This is a genomic window from Kitasatospora sp. NPDC127111, assembly GCF_042677465.1.
In the GTDB taxonomy this organism is placed as follows: domain Bacteria; phylum Actinomycetota; class Actinomycetes; order Streptomycetales; family Streptomycetaceae; genus Kitasatospora.
Genome location: NZ_JBHXTG010000125.1, coordinates 1 through 15,193 on the forward strand (window position 1 = coordinate 1; position 15,193 = coordinate 15,193).

A 15,193-nucleotide genomic window follows, 5' to 3' on the forward strand; every position below is an offset into this window, starting at 1 on the left:
GGCCCGCACCCCCGCAAGGGTGCGGGCCGCCGCCGCGCGGCCGAGGCCCGTCCAGGCGGGATCCGCCGGGCGGGCCTCAGCCGGTCTCGCGGGTGAGCGCCGCGATGGCGGCCAGCAGCAGGGCGGAGCCCGCCAGCAGGGCCGGGGTGAGCGGCTCGCCGAAGCAGGCCACGGCGATCAGTGCCGCCGCGGCCGGTTCGAGCAGGACGAGCACCGAGGCCGTCGCGCCCGGGACGGTCGCCAGCCCGGCGAAGTACCAGCGGTAGGCGAGCAGGGTCGGGACGGTCCCCAGGAAGAGCAGCGCACCCGCCGTCAGCACCGGTTCACCCCCGCCGGGCAGGACGCCGCCCTCCACCACCGCGAGCGGCAGCAGGCAGGCCAGCCCGGTCGTGAACGCCCCGGTCGTCGCCCGTGCCGAGCCGCCGCCGCGCGCCCAGAGCGTGAGGCCGCTCTGCCCGGCGCCGGCCAGCACGGCGAGCGCCGCGCCGAGGACCGGGCGCGGGCCGGCCGCCGGGCCGACGACCAGCAGTGCCAGGCCGCCGAGCGCGAGCGCGATGGCGGCCGACGCCCGCCCGGTGAGGCGTTCGCCGAGCAGCAGGTGGGCGCCCAGGCTGGTCAGCACCGGGCCCGCGCCGATGGTGATCAGGGTGCCCAGGCCGAGGCCGGCGTACTGCACCGAGCCGAAGTAGGCGCACTGGCTGACGGCCAGTCCGAGCCCGGTGAGCACGGCCGCACCCCGCCGGGCGGGAGCGGGCCGCGCGCCGGACCGCTGCCGGCCGGCCGGGAGCAGGGCGAGGCAGAACGCCGCGACGCCGAACCGCCAGGAGCAGACGGCCACCGGGCCGAGCCCGCTGGTGCGCATCAGCAGTGCGGCCACGGCTCCGCCCACGCCCCAGGCGACGGCGGCGGCGGAAATGGACAGCAGGCCGTGCCGGAGCGGCACGGCGGCATGAGTGGTCATGCGTCGGTTCTCCACGAAGTGGTGCCGGATGAGGTCCGCGGGGTGCGCGGGCGGCAGCCATCGCCCCGGTGGCCGCACGGCCACCGGGCAGGAATCCGTGGAGTACGCCGCCCGCTAGCGGACGGGCGGCGGAAGGATCACGAGACGCATGGCGGCGAGTCTACGCCCCGGGGTCTCCCGCCGGCCGCGGTCCGTGCTCGGGCGTCGCGGACCCGGCGAGATCCGCCGGACAGACCCACCGGCCTGTCTTCGCACTCCCGCCCGGCGGGCGGACGACGGGAGTTCGAAGACAGCCCCTACGGCGCGGAGCGCGCCACGCGGGGTGGGTCCAGCAGGCGGCGCAGGGTGAGGGCGTCGGGGGCGGCGGCGGTGAGGAGGGTGGCGTCGGGGTCGGGGAGGGTGAGCAGGGCGGCGTCGCCGGTGGTGGGCGCGGGTGGGGGCGGGTGGCCGACGGTGAGGAGCTGGCCGGTGGTGCGGTGGCCGCCGAGGACGGCGGGGCCGTCCCAGCCGGGGGCCCCGGGGCCGAGGTCGGTCTGCTGGTCGAGCAGCACCCGGCCGGCCCGGCGGACGGTGAGCCGGGAGGTGAGCCGGCCGGGGGCGGCGCCGCGGGTCCAGTCGTGGTGGCGGCCGAGGACCTGCTCCTCGCGGTAGCGCAGCCGGGCGCCGGCGGCGAGGGTGATCCGGGTGTGCAGCACGAGGTGGCTGCCGCTCGCGGCGACCACGGGTTCGGGGCGCCAGTCGAGGCGGGCGCCCGCGCCGACCGTCAGCTCGACGTCGTAGTGGGCCGGCCCGGGCCCGGGCAGGCTGATGGTGGCGGCGGCGCTGGTGACGGTGAGCGCTGCGCCGTCGGCGAGCTCGGCGGACAGGGCCAGCCGGTCGCCGCCGAGCGGGGCGGCCATCGAACCGATCAGGACGACGTGGGCGGCGCCGTCGGTGTCCCGGGTGCGGCGCGGGGTGAGCGGTCCGGTGCCGGAGAGGACGGGCAGGGCGGTGGCGCCCCGCCCGTCCGGTTCGGCGACGATCCGGGCCCGGGCCGCCAGGGTGGCGGTCACGGCCGGGTGCGCCAGGCGGCGAGCCGCTCGCGGACCCAGGCGGCGACCGGTGCGACGCCTTCGGCGGAGGTCAGCGAGCAGAACACGGTGGGGAGTTCGCCGCGTTGGGCGGCGGCGTCGCGGGCCATCACGCCGAGGTCGGCGCCGACCAGCGGGGCCAGGTCGGTCTTGTTGATCACCAGGAGGTCGGAGGTGGAGACGCCGGGGCCGCCCTTGCGCGGGATCTTGTCGCCGCCGGAGACGTCGATGACGAAGATCTGGTGGTCGACCAGCCCGCGGCTGAAGGTGGCGGTGAGGTTGTCGCCGCCGGATTCGACCAGGACGAGGTCGAGCGGGCCGACCGCGTCCTCCAGGTCCTCGACGGCCTCGAGGTTGGCCGAGATGTCGTCGCGGATGGCGGTGTGCGGGCAGCAGCCGGTCTCGACGGCGGTGATCCGCTCGGGCGGCAGGACGGCGTTGCGCAGCAGGAACTCGGCGTCCTCGGTGGTGTAGATGTCGTTGGTGACGACGGCCAGCGAGAGTTCCGCGCGCAACTGGCGGCAGAGGGCGGCGACGGTGGCGGTCTTGCCGGAGCCGACCGGGCCGCCGAGGCCGATCCGCAGGGCGCGGCGGCGGGCGGTCCCGGTGGCGGTCGTGGTGTAGGTGTGGCGGGCCGGGGCGTCGACCGGGTCGACGTGGTCACGATGCAAAGAGACGGACCTTCCAGGAGCTGTGCTGCTCGGCGTAGGCGTCGAGCAGGGGTGCGGAGGCGGCGGGCAGCGCGTCCGGGTCACCGTGGGCGGCGGCCTCGGCGGCCGTGGCGGCGACGGTGTCGAGCTGCGGGGCGAGCCGGGCGAGCGCGGCGGCGACCTCGTACGGGTCGAGGCCGAGCAGCCGGACGCAGGCGGTGGCCGGTCCGTTGACGCTCTCGTACGCGGCGGCGGACGCGGCCTGGGCGGGGGTGAGCCCGGCGGCGAGGGCGGTGGCGCCGAACACCACCGGCTGGTGCGCGCCGCGGGGGTGTGCGGCGGCGAGCCGGTCGAGGCCGGGGTGCGGCCAGGCGGCGCGGGCGGCCCGGAGCAGCTGCCGGCCGAGCCGCCGGCTGGTGGCGCGCAGGGCGGGTGACGGGGTACGGGCGTCGGCGGCGGCATCGAGCAGGGCGGTGTCCTGCCCCATGGCGGCCGCGGCGGCCAGGGCGGCGGTGACCAGGCCGGTGGTGTGCAGCCGTCCGGTGAGGAAGGCGGTCATGCTGGCGGTGTCGTGCACCCGGCCGGCCCGGACGGCGGCCTCCGCGCCGCCGGAGTGGGCATGCCCGCCGGCGGGGAACCGCCCGTCGGCGAGCAGCAGCAGTGCGGAGACGGACATCAGAAGAGGAAGTACCGCTGGGCGAGCGGCAGTTCGGTGGCCGGTTCGGGGGTGATGACCTCGCCGTCGACGGTGACGGTGAAGGTGTCGGGGTCGACCCGGACGTCGGGGCGGGCGCTGTTGTTGACCATCTGCGCCTTGGTGACCCCGCGGGTGTTCCGGATCGCGGTGAACTCCTTGGCCACGCCGAGCTGTTCGGCCAGCCGCTCGGGCAGGCCGTGCTCGATCGCGGCCGGCGCGGTGAAGTTGAGCGAGTTGGCCGCCGCGGAGCGCCCGGTGGCGCCGAACATCGGCCGGGGCAGCACCGGTTGGGGGGTGGGGATGGACGCGTTGGCGTCGCCCATCTGCGCCCAGGCGATCTGGCCGCCCTTGATCACCAGGTCGGGCTTGGCGCCGAAGAAGGCGGGCGACCAGAGCACCAGGTCGGCGAGCTTGCCCGGTTCGACCGAGCCGATCTCGCCGTCCAGGCCCTGGGCGACGGCCGGGTTGATGGTGTACTTGGCGACGTAGCGGCGGGCCCGGTGGTTGTCGGCGCGGCCGTCGCCGGGCAGGGCGCCGCGGCGGGCCTTCATCACGTGGGCGGTCTGCCAGGTGCGCAGCACGACCTCGCCGATCCGGCCCATCGCCTGGGAGTCGGAGCTGATGATGGAGATCGCGCCGAGGTCGTGCAGGACGTCCTCGGCGGCGATGGTCGCGGGCCGGATCCGGGACTCGGCGAAGGCGAGGTCCTCGGGGACGTGCGGGCTGAGGTGGTGGCAGACCATCAGCATGTCGAGGTGCTCGTCGACGGTGTTGACGGTGTGCGGCCTGGTCGGGTTGGTGGAGCTGGGCAGGACGTTGGCCTCGCTCACCACGGTGATGATGTCGGGTGCGTGGCCGCCGCCGGCGCCCTCGGTGTGGTAGGCGTGGATGCCGCGGCCGGCGATGGCGGCGAGGGTGTCGCCGACGAAGCCGGCCTCGTTCAGGGTGTCGGTGTGGAGGGCGAGCTGGGCGCCGGTCCGTTCGCAGACCCGCAGGCAGGCGTCGATCGCGGCCGGGGTGGCGCCCCAGTCCTCGTGGATCTTGAAGCCGAGGGCGCCGGCCAGCAGCTGGTCGTGCATCGCGGTCTCGTTGACGGTGTTGCCCTTGCCGAGCAGGCCGATGTTGACCGGCAGGCCGTCCATGGCGGCGAACATCCGGCCGAGGTGCCAGCCGCCGGGGGTGATGGTGGTGGCCTTGGTGCCCTCGGCCGGGCCGGTGCCGCCGCCGACCAGGGTGGTGACGCCGGAGGCCAGCGCCTCGTCCACCAGCTGCGGGCAGATGAAGTGGACGTGGGCGTCGACGGCGCCGGCGGTGACGATCCGGCCGTTGCCGGCGATCACCTCGGTCTCCGGGCCGATCACCAGGCCGGGGTGGACGCCGTCCATCGTCTCGGGGTTGCCGGCCTTGCCGAGGGCGGTGATCCGGCCGTCCCGGATGCCGATGTCGGCCTTGACGACGCCCCAGTGGTCGAGCACCACGGCGCCGGTGACGACGGTGTCCGGGGCGCCCTCGGCCCGGCCGGTGCGGGCCTGGCCCATGGACTCGCGGATCACCTTGCCGCCGCCGAAGACGGCCTCGTCGCCGCCGCGGCAGCGGTCCTCCTCGACCTCGATCAGCAGGTTGGTGTCGCCGAGCCGGATGCGGTCGCCGGTGGTGGGCCCGTACAGGTCGGCGTAGCGCTCGCGGGTGAGCCAGAGGGCGGGGCGGCCGGCGCCCGGGCGGTCAGCCATCGAGTGCTCCCGCCGTCTCGCCGCGCAGGCCGGCCACCTCGCGGCGGCCGGTGATCGGGACGAGGCCGACCTCGACCGGGATGCCCGGCTCGAACCGGACGGCGGTGCCGGCCGGGATGTTGAGCCGCCGGCCGCGGGCGGCCGCGCGGTCGAACTCCAGGCCGGGATTGGCCTCGGCGAAGTGGTAGTGCGAGCCGACCTGGACCGGCCGGTCGGCGCCGTTGACGACGGTGAGCGGGGTGACCGGGAGGCCGGTGTTCAGGCCGATGTCGCCCTCGCCGTACAGGATCTGACCGGGGATCACCCGTTCGGGGGCGCTCACTGGATCGGCCCGTGGACGGTGACCAGCTTGGTGCCGTCGGGGAAGGTCGCCTCGACCTGGACGTCCGGGATCATCTCGGGGATGCCGTCCATGACGTCGTCCCGGGTGAGCACCTTGCGGCCGGAGTCCATCAGCTCGGCGACGGTCCGGCCGTCCCGGGCGCCTTCGAGGACGTGCGAGGTGATCAGCGCGACCGCTTCGGGGTGGTTGAGCCGCAGTCCCCGGGCCCGGCGGGAGCGGGCCACGTCGGCGGCCACGTGGATGAGCAGGCGCTCCTGCTCGTGGGGGGTGAGTTTCATCTGCGCGCACCTTCGAGGGGAGGTAAGAGCGCGCGGACACGACGCTGTGCCGCGGTGTGGCGCATACCGTAGCGGACGAACGACCCGGGGGGCAGGCCGTCTCACCCACCCGGGTAGGCATCGTTATGCGCTTGACGTCATGTGTATGACGCTATTCACCGCCAAGGCTGCCTGAACGCCGAGCAAAGCTCAAATGCCGCTCAAATGCTGAAGCTACTCGCCAGTTACGTAACACATGTATGAACTGAATGCCCCCTACCTGCGGGGATGTAGGGGCGAAGTAGGTAAACATTCAGCAAAGGAATCTGTGCAGAGGCCTATGAATACGCCTACTGTGTGGCAACTCTCCGCGCTCCGATGGCCGGGGCCCCCACACCACAGAGAGATTTCGCATGGCATCCCTCAACCAGCTCTCCCCGCCGAGCACCGGTACCGACTCGGGTACCGCCAACCACCGCTCGCTGCGCCGCGAGGTCGGACTGATCGGCCTCATGTGGGCCTCGGTCGGCTCGATCATCGGCTCCGGGTGGCTGTTCAGCGCCAAGAACGCCGCGATGGTCGCCGGCCCCGCCGCCCTCATCTCCTGGGGCATCGGCGCGATCGCGATCGCCCTGCTGGCGTTCGTCCACGCCGAGCTCGGCGGTCTCTTCCCCGTCGCGGGTGGCACCGCCCGCTACCCGCACTACGCCTTCGGCGGCCTGGCGGGGATGTCCTTCGGCTGGTTCTCGTGGCTCCAGGCGGCGACCGTGGCGCCGATCGAGGTCTTCGCCATGATCAACTACGCCACGCACTGGTCCTTCGCCGAGGGCCTGCAGCGCCCCGACGAGACGCTGACCACCAGCGGCCTCATCGTCGCCGTCTTCCTGATGGCGCTGTTCGTCGCCGTCAACTTCCTCGGCGTGAAGGTCCTGGCCCGCACCAACAGCATCACCACCTGGTTCAAGATCGCCGTGCCGCTGGCCACGATCTTCGTCCTGGCCATCACCAACTTCCACCCGGGCAACTTCACCGACCACGGCTTCGCCCCGTTCGGCATCAAGGGCGTCCTGACCGCGATCAGCACCAGCGGCATCATCTTCGCGCTGCTCGGCTTCGAGCAGGCCCTGCAGATCTCCGGTGAGAGCAAGAACCCCAAGCGCGACATCCCGCGCGCCGTCATCGGCTCGGTCAGCATCGGCACCCTGATCTACGTCCTGCTCCAGGTCGTCTTCATCGCCGCGATCCCCGCCGCGAGCCTCGCCGGCGGCTGGGCCGGCCTGGACTTCGAGGGCATCAGCCGCCCGTTCGCCGGCCTCGCGATGACCGTCGGCCTCGGCTGGCTGGCCTACGTCCTCTACGTGGACGCCATCGTCTCCCCCGGCGGCGCCGGCCTGATCTACACCACCTCCACCTCGCGCATCTCCTACGGCCTGAGCAAGAACGGCTACGCGCCGCAGGCCTTCGAGAAGGTCGACAAGAACGGCGTCCCGTACTTCGGCCTGATCATGTCCTTCGTGACCGGCGTGATCTGCTTCCTGCCCTTCCCGAGCTGGCACGAGCTGGTCGGCTTCATCACCTCCGCCAGCGTCCTGATGTACGCCGGCGCCCCGCTCGCCTTCGGCGCGCTGCGCCGCCGCCTGCCGAACCGCGAGCGCTCCTACCGCCTGCCCGGTGGCGCGATCGTCTCGCCGGTGTCCTTCGTGGTCGCCAGCCTGATCATCTACTGGTCCGGCTGGGAGACCCTGTACCGCCTGGGCTTCGCCATCCTGATCGGCTACCTGCTGCTCGGCGGCTACGCGCTCTACGCGATCCGCAAGGGCCTGCCGAACGCGCCGCGCCTGGACTGGCGCGCCGCGCAGTGGCTGCCGGCCTACCTGGTGGGTCTCGGCGTGATCTCGTGGCAGGGCACCTTCGGCGGCCAGGGCAACATCCCGATGTGGTGGGACATGGTGGTGGTCGCGGTCTTCGCCTTCGCCATCTACTTCTGGGCGATCCGGGTCGCGCTGCCGGCCGACGTGATCGAGCAGAACATCGAGGACGTGGAGGTCGTCGACGCGGGCGGTCACTGACGCACCCCACCACCCGCGAGACGACAGCCCCACAGCAGGACGGGCCCGCCGGTTCACCCGGCGGGCCCGTCCCGTGTTGAGCCCGGCCTGTCCCGGACCGGCCGCGGCTACAGCTTCAGGACCGCCCGCAGCGCCTCCCGCACCGCCGCCTCCGGGTCCGCCGCCGCGCCCTCCGACCGCCAGGCGACGAAGCCGTCCGGCCGGACCAGCACCGCGCCGTCCGGCCGGACGCCGTGCAGCTCGGCGAAGTCCGCCCCCGGCTCGGGCGCCAGGTCGTCCTCGGCGTCCACGCCGATCCGGTAGGTGTCCAGCGGGACGGCCAGCCCGTCGGCCGCCCGCCGGGCACCCTCGTGCCAGGCCGCGCCCCCGGGACCGGTCAGCAGCACCATCGCCTGCTCGTACAGGTCGAGCGTGGACAGCCGCACGCCCGCCCGCAGCAGCCACTGGTGCGGCGCCCGGCTGCCGGGCTCACCGCTCGACCCGAACTGCTCCGGCACCACCGGTCCCGCCGGGTCCGCCCCGGCCACCGCGCCCACCGGGTAGCGGTAGCCGAGCGCCACCGCCAGCACCCCGGCCTGCCGGCCGACGCCCGGCACCACCGCGTACCCGGGGTGGCTGTGCTCGGCCGAACGCGCCGAGGCCCGCTCGCTCGTCACCTGCGCGACCGGCCGGCGCTCCTGCCCGTACGTCTCCAGCAGGCCCGGCCCGGCCCAGCCGCCGAGCACCGCGGCCAGCTTCCAGGCCAGGTTGTGCGCGTCCTGGATGCCGGTGTTCGAGCCGAACGCGCCGGTCGGCGACATCTCGTGCGCGGAGTCGCCGGCCAGGAACACCCGCCCGCCGGAGTAGCGCTCGGCCACCCGCTCGGCCGCGTGCCACGGCGCCTTCCCGGTGACCTCCACCTCGAGGTCCGGCATGCCGACGGCCGCCCGGATGTGCCGGACGCACCGCGCGTCGGTGAACGCCTCCAGCGGCTCGCCGTGCTCGGGGTGCCACGGTGCGTGGAACACCCACTCCTCGTGGTTGTCCACCGGCAGCAGCGCGCCGTCGGCCTCCGGGTTGGTCAGGTAGCAGGCGATGAAGTGCCGGTCGCCCACCGCCTCGGCCAGCCGCTTGGCCCGGAACGTGATGCTGACGTTGTGGAACAGCTCGCCCTTGCCGCTCTGGCCGATGCCCAGCCGCTCCCGGGCCGGGCTGCGCGGCCCGTCCGCCGCGACCAGGTACTGCGCCCGGACCCTCCGCTCCTCCCCGGTCTCCCGGCTGCGCAGCAGCGCCGTCACCCCCTCGGCGTCCTGCTCGAACGAGACCAGCTCGGTGCTGAACCGCACGTCGCCGCCGAGCTCGCGGGCGGAGCGCAGCAGCACCGGCTCCAGGTCGTTCTGGCTGCACAGGCACCACGAGCTCGGGCTGAACCGGGCCAGCCGGCCGCCGGGGTCGATCTCCCGGAAGAGCCACTCCTGCTCCTCGCCGGTCAGCGAGGGGGCCTGCAGGATGCCGTGGTTCGCGGCGAGCACCGAGGCCGCCTCGCGGATCGCCGGCTCGATCCCGGCCACCCGGTACAGCTCCATCGTCCGGACGTTGTTGCCTCGGCCACGCGGGTGATGCGAGGTGTCGGCGTGCTTCTCGACCAGCAGGTGTCTGACACCCAGTCGGCCCAGGAAGAGGGAGGCCGACAGCCCGACCAGCGAGCCGCCGACGATCAGCACCGGCACCCGGTCGTCAACCTTCGGATTCATCAATTGCTCCAGCCTGTACGGGGGTTCGCGGCCCGGCTGCGGGGCTCGGCGCCGCCCTCTCCGGGGCCGGCAGACACGGCGGCCCCGTCTCTCCATCCCCCGCGCCGGGGGCGTTCTGCCGCCTCTTCGCTCGGATGGCCCGCATATCTCGCGCCACTCGTGGGGTCCGCGCACGATCGACCTCAGGCCTGGCGCCGACCGCCCCGGCCGACCCGCCACCGCACCGCCCTCCCGCCGGGCACCTCCGGCCGGAGGCCGCCCCGCGCGGCCCGACGCGCGCGGCCCAGAAGCAGAAAGTGGATCATGACGACTCTGTCCGAACCGCAGGCGCAGGACCACGCCGAGACCGACACCCGGCTGCGCGTGATGCTGATGCTGGAGATCAAGGACGGCGCCCAGCAGCGCTTCCTCGACGTCTACGAGACGCTGCGCCACCAGGTGGCCTCGGTCCCCGGCCACGTCAGCGACCAGCTCTGCCAGTCGATCAACGACCCCCGGCAGTGGCTGATCACCAGCGAGTGGCGGGACCAGGAGACCTTCCTGGAGTGGGTGGACAGCCCGGCGCACCGCGAGATGGTCAAGCCGATGCACGGCTGCGTCAGCGACACCTTCCGGTCGCTGCGCTACTCCATCCTCCGGGAGACCTCCGCGGCCGGCGCCACCGGCACCCGCGCGCCGATGCCGGTCCCGCCCGGCCTGCCGCGCACCGAGCAGGCCGGGCACGTCGGCCCGCCGAAGGCCGCCCCCGGCCCGGACGGGGTGGTCCGGCACGCGCTCACCTTCACCGTCAAGCCCGGCAGCGAGCACGAGGTGGCCCGGATCCTCTCCGGCTACACCTCCCCCAAGGCCGAGGTCGACGAGACCACCCGGCTGCGCCGCACCTCGCTGTTCATGCACGGCAACCGGGTGGTGCGGGCCGTCGAGGTGATCGGCAGCCTCGGCGACGCGCTGCGCCACGTGGCGATGCAGCCGGAGGTCCGGGCCGTCGAGGAGGCGATCAACCCGTACCTGGAGGAGGCCCGCCAGCTCGGCGACCCGCAGTCCGCGCGCGCCTTCTTCGCCAAGGCGGCGCTGCCCGCCGAGCACCAGGCGATCGCCGGCTCCCCGGCCTCCGGCCGTCTGCACCGGCACGCCGTGCTCTACCCGGTGAAGCCGGGCAACGGGCAGGCCACCGCCGCGCTGCTGGCCGAGTACGACAACCTGGCGACCGCCGACCCGACCGGGCCGGTCGCGGCGAGCTTCGTCTTCCACCGGGAGGACATCGTGGTCCGCCTGGTGGACCTGCGGGTGCCGGCCGAGGCCGACCCGGCCGCGGCGCTCGGCGTCGCCGGCGAGCGCGAGGCCACCGTGCTCGGCCGACTGCTCGACCTCGGCCCGGAGGGCGACCTGCGCACCGTCGCCGGCCTCAGCGCCTTCCTCGCCGCCCGCTCGATGAGCCCGGTCACCGACCGCAGCTCCCAGGACTGAAGCCCCCAGGACCGAAGCCCCGGGACCGAAGCTCCAGGACGACTGACCGGCCGTCCCCCCTATCGCCGGACCCCACACTCGGAGGAAGAAACATGTCCACGCAGTACCCACGCATCGTGCACGTCGACGAGGCGCCGGAGAACCGCCGGCGCGGCGGCGACCTGCGCGCCATGCTCACCCCCACCACCTGCGGTGCGACCAGCGGGTTCATGGGTCTGGCCATCGTGCAGCCCGGCGAGCGGATCGGCGAGCACTACCACCCGTACTCCGAGGAGTTCGTCTTCGTGGTGTGCGGCGACCTGGAGGTGGACCTGGACGGGGTCACCCGCCCGCTCAAGCCCAACCAGGGGCTGATGATCCCGCTGAACATGCGCCACCGGTTCCGCAACGTCGGCGACACCGAGGCCAGGATGGTCTTCCACCTCGGCCCGCTCGCCCCGCGCCCGGAGCTGGGCCACGTCGACACCGAGGAGACCGAGGGCTCCGCCACCTCCGGCCCGCCGGAACACGCCAAGGTGGCTTCGTGACCCGGCGCGTCGCCGTCACCGGGATCGGTGTGGTCGCACCCGGCGGCGTGGGCGTGCCGGCCTTCTGGCGGCTGCTCACGTCCGGTCGGACCGCGACCCGGGGCATCACGCTCTTCGATCCCACCGGCTTCCGCTCCCGGATCGCCGCCGAGTGCGACTTCGACCCGGCGGCGCACGGCCTGGGCCCCGAGGACGTCCAACGGGCCGACCGGTACGTGCAGTTCGCGATGGTGGCGACGGACGAGGCGATCGCCGACGCGGGGCTCGACCTGGCCACGGAGGACCCGTGGCGGATCGGTGTCTCGCTCGGCACCGCCGTCGGCGGCACCACCCGGCTGGAGCACGACTACGCCCTGGTGAGCGCCGGCGGCGCCCGCTGGGACGTCGACCACCGGCGGGCGGAGCCGCAGCTGCACCGGGCGTTCGCGCCCAGCACGCTGGCCTCCGCGGTGGCCGAACGCACCGGCGCGCACGGGCCGGTGCAGACGGTCTCCACCGGGTGCACCTCCGGGCTGGACGCGATCGGCTACGCCTTCCAGGCGGTCGAGGAGGGGCGCGCCGACGTCTGCATCGCCGGCGCCTCCGACTCGCCGATCTCGCCGATCACCGTCGCCTGCTTCGACGCCATCAAGGCCACCAGCGAACGCAACGACGACCCGGAGCACGCCTCCCGCCCCTTCGACGCCCACCGGGACGGCTTCGTGCTCGGCGAGGGCGGCGCCGTCCTGGTGCTGGAGGAGCTGGAGCACGCCCGTCGGCGCGGCGCCCGGATCTACGGCGAGCTGGCCGGGTTCGCGACCTTCGGCAACGCCTACCACATGACCGGCCTCACCCAGGAGGGGCTGGAGATGTCCCGGGCGATCGACGACGCGCTCGCCCACGCCAGGGTCGACCGCACCGAGGTCGACTACGTCAACGCGCACGGCTCGGGCACCAAGCAGAACGACCGGCACGAGACGGCGGCCGTGAAGCGCTCGCTCGGCGGGCACGCGTACGAGACGCCGATGAGCTCGATCAAGTCGATGGTCGGGCACTCGCTCGGCGCGATCGGCGCGATCGAGGTGGTCGCCTGCACCCTCGCGCTGGCCCACGGCGTGGTGCCGCCGACCGCCAACTACGAGACTCCGGACCCGGAGTGCGACCTCGACTACGTGCCACGCACCGCGCGTGAGCTGCCGCTCCGTCACATCCTGTCGGTCGGCAGCGGATTCGGCGGATTCCAGTCCGCCGTCGTGCTCAAAAGAACGGGGTGAGATCCATGACGTCACGTCAACAGGGCCGCCGGGCCGTGGTCACCGGCCTCGGCGTGGTGGCGCCGAACGGTGTCGGGGCCGACGCCTTCTGGAAGGCCACCAGGCAGGGCGTGAGCGTCCTCGACCGGATATCCCGCGAGGGCTGCGCCGACCTCCCGCTGCGTGTCGCGGGCCAGGTACGGGACTTCGACCCGCAGTCCGTGATCGACAGCCGCTACCTGGTGCAGACCGACCGCTTCACGCACTACGCGATGGCCGCCGCCGACCTGGCGGTGGTGGACGCCGGCTTCAGTCCGGACCCCGCACAGCCGTACGCGGTGGGCGTGGTGACCGCGGCCGGCTCCGGCGGCGGCGAGTTCGGCCAGCGGGAGCTGCAGCAACTCTGGGGCCACGGCCCCCAGTTCGTCGGCCCCTACCAGTCCATCGCCTGGTTCTACGCGGCCAGCACCGGACAGGTCTCGATCCGCGGCGGCTACAAGGGCCCGTGCGGTGTGGTCGCCAGCGACGAGGCCGGCGGCCTGGACGCCCTCGCGCACGCGGCCCGCTCCATCGAGCGCGGCACCGACGCGGTGGTGGCCGGCGCCGCCGAGGCACCGCTGGCGCCGTACTCGATGGTCTGCCAGCTCGGCTACCCCGAGCTCAGCCTCGCCACCGACCCGCACACCGCCTACCTGCCGTTCTCCCCCGGCGCCCAGGGCTTCGCCCCCGCCGAGGGCGGCGCGATGCTGCTGCTGGAGGACGAGCAGGCGGCCCGCCGGCGCGGCGCCACCGTCCGCGCCCACGTCGCCGGGCACGGCGCCACCTTCACCGGGGCCTCCCGCTGGGAGGAGTCCCGGGAGGGTCTGGCCGCCGCGATCCGGATCGCGCTCGACCGGGCCCGGATCGCCGCGGAGGAGGTCGACGTGGTCTTCGCCGACGCCCTCGGCGTCCCGGCCGCCGACCGCGCCGAGGCACTCGCGCTGGCCGACGCCCTCGGCCCGTACGCCGAGCGCGTCCCGGTGACCGCCCCCAAGGCCGGCACCGGACGGGCCTACTGCGGCGCACCGCTGCTGGACGCGGCGGCGGCCGTGCTCGCCATGGAGGACGGCGTCCTGCCGCCCACCCCCAACGTCACCGAGGTCTGCCACGACCTCGCCCTGGTGACCGGCCGCGCCCGCCCGGCCGAACTGCGCACCGCGCTGGTGCTCAGCCGCGGGCTGATGGGCTCCAACGCCGCGCTGGTGCTCCGGCGCGACGACCCGGCCTGACCGACAACCCCACCCCGGCACACCTGGGCCTGCCGGGCCCACCCCGGCACACCGCCCAATCCGGCTCACTAGCGAAGGGAACACCCCGTGAGCAACACCCTCAGCCATCCCGAACTGGCCGCGCTCATCCAGGCCCGGGCCGGCGTCGTGATCGACCCGGTCGAGCTGGAGCGCCCCGGCGCCAGCTTCGACGACTTCGGCGTGGACTCCCTCGGTCTGCTCGGCGTGGTCGGCGAACTGGAGAACCGCCACGGCGTCAAGGTCACCAACGGCGCGGAGTCGGCCAAGACCCCGGCCGAGTTCCTGGAACTGGTGAACTCCGCGTTCACCGCGAAGGCCGGTGCCTGAGATGCCCGGACACACCGACAACGAGATCGTCATCGCCGCGCCGCTCGACCTGGTCTGGGAGATCACCAACGACCTGGAGAACTGGCCGCAGCTGTTCAGCGAGTACGCCTCCGTCGAGGTGCTGGAGCGGGACGGCGACAGCGTGCGCTTCCGGCTCACCATGCACCCGGACGAGAACGGCCAGGTCTGGAGCTGGGTCTCCGAGCGCACCACGGACCGGGCCTCGCTCGCGGTGCGCGCCCGCCGGGTCGAGCCCGGGCCGTTCGAGTTCATGGACATCCGCTGGGAGTACGCGGAGGTCCCGGCCGGCACCAAGATGCGCTGGGTCCAGGACTTCGCGATGAAGCCCACCGCCCCGGTCGACGACGAGGGCATGGTCAACCACATCAACCGCAACTCGCGGATCCAGATGCAGCTGATCCGCGAGAAGGTCGAGAAGAAGGCGGCGGAGCTGTGAGCCCGACTTCCCACCGCGCGCTGATCGTCGCCCGGATGAAGCCGGACGCGGCCCAGGGCATCGCGGACGTGTTCGCCGAGTCGGACCGCGGCGAACTGCCGCACCTGATCGGCGTCACCGGCCGCAGCCTCTTCCAGTTCGGCGACGTCTACCTGCACCTGATCGAGGCCGACCGGCCGCCGGGCCCGGCCGTCGCCAAGGTGGTCGGCCACCCGGAGTTCCGGGCGGTCAGCGACGCGCTCACCGCGTACGTCCAGGCGTACGACCCGGCCACCTGGCGGGAGCCCAAGGACGCGATGGCGCGCGAGTTCTACCGCTGGGAGCGCGGCAGCCTGAACTGAACCCGCCCGCAACGCGCCGGTGCCCCGCAGGACGTTCCTGCGG

16 protein-coding genes are annotated in these 15,193 nt (G+C 73.9%); 8 read left to right on the top strand and 8 right to left on the bottom strand.

All coding sequences use genetic code 11. The features are described from left to right. Window positions 1-76 precede the first annotated feature (76 nt). From ACFVHB_RS38645 to ACFVHB_RS38675, 7 genes are all read right to left on the bottom strand, one after another. A complete protein-coding gene (locus tag ACFVHB_RS38645; RefSeq protein WP_380332309.1) occupies window positions 77-961 on the bottom strand; it encodes a DMT family transporter in 885 nt (294 codons plus the stop codon). Between the two features lie 296 nt (window positions 962-1,257). Continuing rightward, window positions 1,258-2,013, bottom strand: coding sequence for an urease accessory protein UreD (locus ACFVHB_RS38650; RefSeq protein WP_380332312.1), 756 nt, complete (start codon window positions 2,011-2,013; stop codon window positions 1,258-1,260). Further along, window positions 2,010-2,702 (bottom strand): urease accessory protein UreG, encoded by a 693-nt coding sequence (gene ureG, locus ACFVHB_RS38655; protein ID WP_380332315.1) that lies wholly within the window; start codon window positions 2,700-2,702, stop codon window positions 2,010-2,012. Before ureG ends, ACFVHB_RS38650 begins: the two co-directional genes overlap by 4 nt. Further along, a complete protein-coding gene (locus tag ACFVHB_RS38660; protein ID WP_380332318.1) occupies window positions 2,692-3,357 on the bottom strand; it encodes an urease accessory protein UreF in 666 nt (221 codons plus the stop codon). Before ACFVHB_RS38660 ends, ureG begins: the two co-directional genes overlap by 11 nt. Beyond that, window positions 3,357-5,108 (bottom strand): urease subunit alpha, encoded by a 1,752-nt coding sequence (locus ACFVHB_RS38665; RefSeq protein ID WP_380332321.1) that lies wholly within the window; start codon window positions 5,106-5,108, stop codon window positions 3,357-3,359. The genes ACFVHB_RS38660 and ACFVHB_RS38665 overlap by 1 nt, the downstream gene beginning before the upstream one ends. Then, window positions 5,101-5,412 (bottom strand): urease subunit beta, encoded by a 312-nt coding sequence (locus tag ACFVHB_RS38670; protein ID WP_380332345.1) that lies wholly within the window; start codon window positions 5,410-5,412, stop codon window positions 5,101-5,103. The genes ACFVHB_RS38665 and ACFVHB_RS38670 overlap by 8 nt, the downstream gene beginning before the upstream one ends. Window positions 5,413-5,426: 14 nt before the next feature. Beyond that, window positions 5,427-5,729 (bottom strand): urease subunit gamma, encoded by a 303-nt coding sequence (locus ACFVHB_RS38675; RefSeq protein WP_360191542.1) that lies wholly within the window; start codon window positions 5,727-5,729, stop codon window positions 5,427-5,429. Window positions 5,730-6,121: 392 nt separating this feature from the next. Between ACFVHB_RS38675 and ACFVHB_RS38680 the strand changes: the two genes are divergently transcribed. After that, complete coding sequence (locus ACFVHB_RS38680; RefSeq protein ID WP_380332324.1) at window positions 6,122-7,777, top strand: APC family permease; 1,656 nt, start codon at window positions 6,122-6,124, stop codon at window positions 7,775-7,777. 107 nt (window positions 7,778-7,884) lie between these two features. Here the strand turns inward: ACFVHB_RS38680 and ACFVHB_RS38685 are convergent, their stop codons facing one another. Continuing rightward, window positions 7,885-9,510, bottom strand: coding sequence for an FAD-dependent oxidoreductase (locus ACFVHB_RS38685; RefSeq protein WP_380332327.1), 1,626 nt, complete (start codon window positions 9,508-9,510; stop codon window positions 7,885-7,887). A gap of 303 nt (window positions 9,511-9,813) precedes the next feature. Between ACFVHB_RS38685 and ACFVHB_RS38690 the strand changes: the two genes are divergently transcribed. From ACFVHB_RS38690 to ACFVHB_RS38720, 7 genes are all read left to right on the top strand, one after another. Next, window positions 9,814-10,977, top strand: coding sequence for a SchA/CurD-like domain-containing protein (locus ACFVHB_RS38690; RefSeq protein ID WP_380332330.1), 1,164 nt, complete (start codon window positions 9,814-9,816; stop codon window positions 10,975-10,977). 92 nt (window positions 10,978-11,069) lie between these two features. Continuing rightward, window positions 11,070-11,504, top strand: a complete 435-nt coding sequence (locus ACFVHB_RS38695; protein ID WP_360191530.1) for a cupin domain-containing protein — start codon at window positions 11,070-11,072, stop codon at window positions 11,502-11,504. Further along, window positions 11,501-12,757, top strand: coding sequence for a beta-ketoacyl-[acyl-carrier-protein] synthase family protein (locus ACFVHB_RS38700; protein ID WP_380332333.1), 1,257 nt, complete (start codon window positions 11,501-11,503; stop codon window positions 12,755-12,757). Before ACFVHB_RS38695 ends, ACFVHB_RS38700 begins: the two co-directional genes overlap by 4 nt. Window positions 12,758-12,762: 5 nt before the next feature. Beyond that, window positions 12,763-14,004: a beta-ketoacyl synthase N-terminal-like domain-containing protein gene (locus ACFVHB_RS38705; RefSeq protein ID WP_380332336.1), complete on the top strand. Its 1,242-nt coding sequence runs from the start codon at window positions 12,763-12,765 to the stop codon at window positions 14,002-14,004. An 87-nt stretch (window positions 14,005-14,091) separates the two neighbouring features. Further along, window positions 14,092-14,352, top strand: coding sequence for an acyl carrier protein (locus ACFVHB_RS38710; RefSeq protein ID WP_380332339.1), 261 nt, complete (start codon window positions 14,092-14,094; stop codon window positions 14,350-14,352). Window position 14,353: 1 nt separating this feature from the next. Next, entirely contained in the window at window positions 14,354-14,809 is a 456-nt protein-coding gene (locus tag ACFVHB_RS38715; protein ID WP_380332342.1) for an SRPBCC family protein, read from the top strand. 35 nt (window positions 14,810-14,844) lie between these two features. Next, a complete protein-coding gene (locus ACFVHB_RS38720; protein WP_380332348.1) occupies window positions 14,845-15,150 on the top strand; it encodes a TcmI family type II polyketide cyclase in 306 nt (101 codons plus the stop codon). Window positions 15,151-15,193: the final 43 nt, after the last annotated feature.

What these genes read in the sequence shown, in the direction of transcription:
- ACFVHB_RS38680 (WP_380332324.1), top strand. Translation starts at nt 6,122, where the DNA reads ATGGCATCCCTCAACCAGCTCTCCCCGCCGAGCACCGGTACCGACTCG.
- ACFVHB_RS38660 (WP_380332318.1), bottom strand. Translation starts at nt 3,357, where the DNA reads ATGTCCGTCTCCGCACTGCTGCTGCTCGCCGACGGGCGGTTCCCCGCC.
- ACFVHB_RS38705 (WP_380332336.1), top strand. Translation starts at nt 12,763, where the DNA reads ATGACGTCACGTCAACAGGGCCGCCGGGCCGTGGTCACCGGCCTCGGC.
- ACFVHB_RS38685 (WP_380332327.1), bottom strand. Translation starts at nt 9,510, where the DNA reads ATGAATCCGAAGGTTGACGACCGGGTGCCGGTGCTGATCGTCGGCGGC.
- ACFVHB_RS38665 (WP_380332321.1), bottom strand. Translation starts at nt 5,108, where the DNA reads ATGGCTGACCGCCCGGGCGCCGGCCGCCCCGCCCTCTGGCTCACCCGC.
- ACFVHB_RS38695 (WP_360191530.1), top strand. Translation starts at nt 11,070, where the DNA reads ATGTCCACGCAGTACCCACGCATCGTGCACGTCGACGAGGCGCCGGAG.
- ACFVHB_RS38720 (WP_380332348.1), top strand. Translation starts at nt 14,845, where the DNA reads ATGAAGCCGGACGCGGCCCAGGGCATCGCGGACGTGTTCGCCGAGTCG.
- ACFVHB_RS38690 (WP_380332330.1), top strand. Translation starts at nt 9,814, where the DNA reads ATGACGACTCTGTCCGAACCGCAGGCGCAGGACCACGCCGAGACCGAC.
- ACFVHB_RS38715 (WP_380332342.1), top strand. Translation starts at nt 14,354, where the DNA reads ATGCCCGGACACACCGACAACGAGATCGTCATCGCCGCGCCGCTCGAC.
- ACFVHB_RS38645 (WP_380332309.1), bottom strand. Translation starts at nt 961, where the DNA reads ATGACCACTCATGCCGCCGTGCCGCTCCGGCACGGCCTGCTGTCCATT.
- ACFVHB_RS38675 (WP_360191542.1), bottom strand. Translation starts at nt 5,729, where the DNA reads ATGAAACTCACCCCCCACGAGCAGGAGCGCCTGCTCATCCACGTGGCC.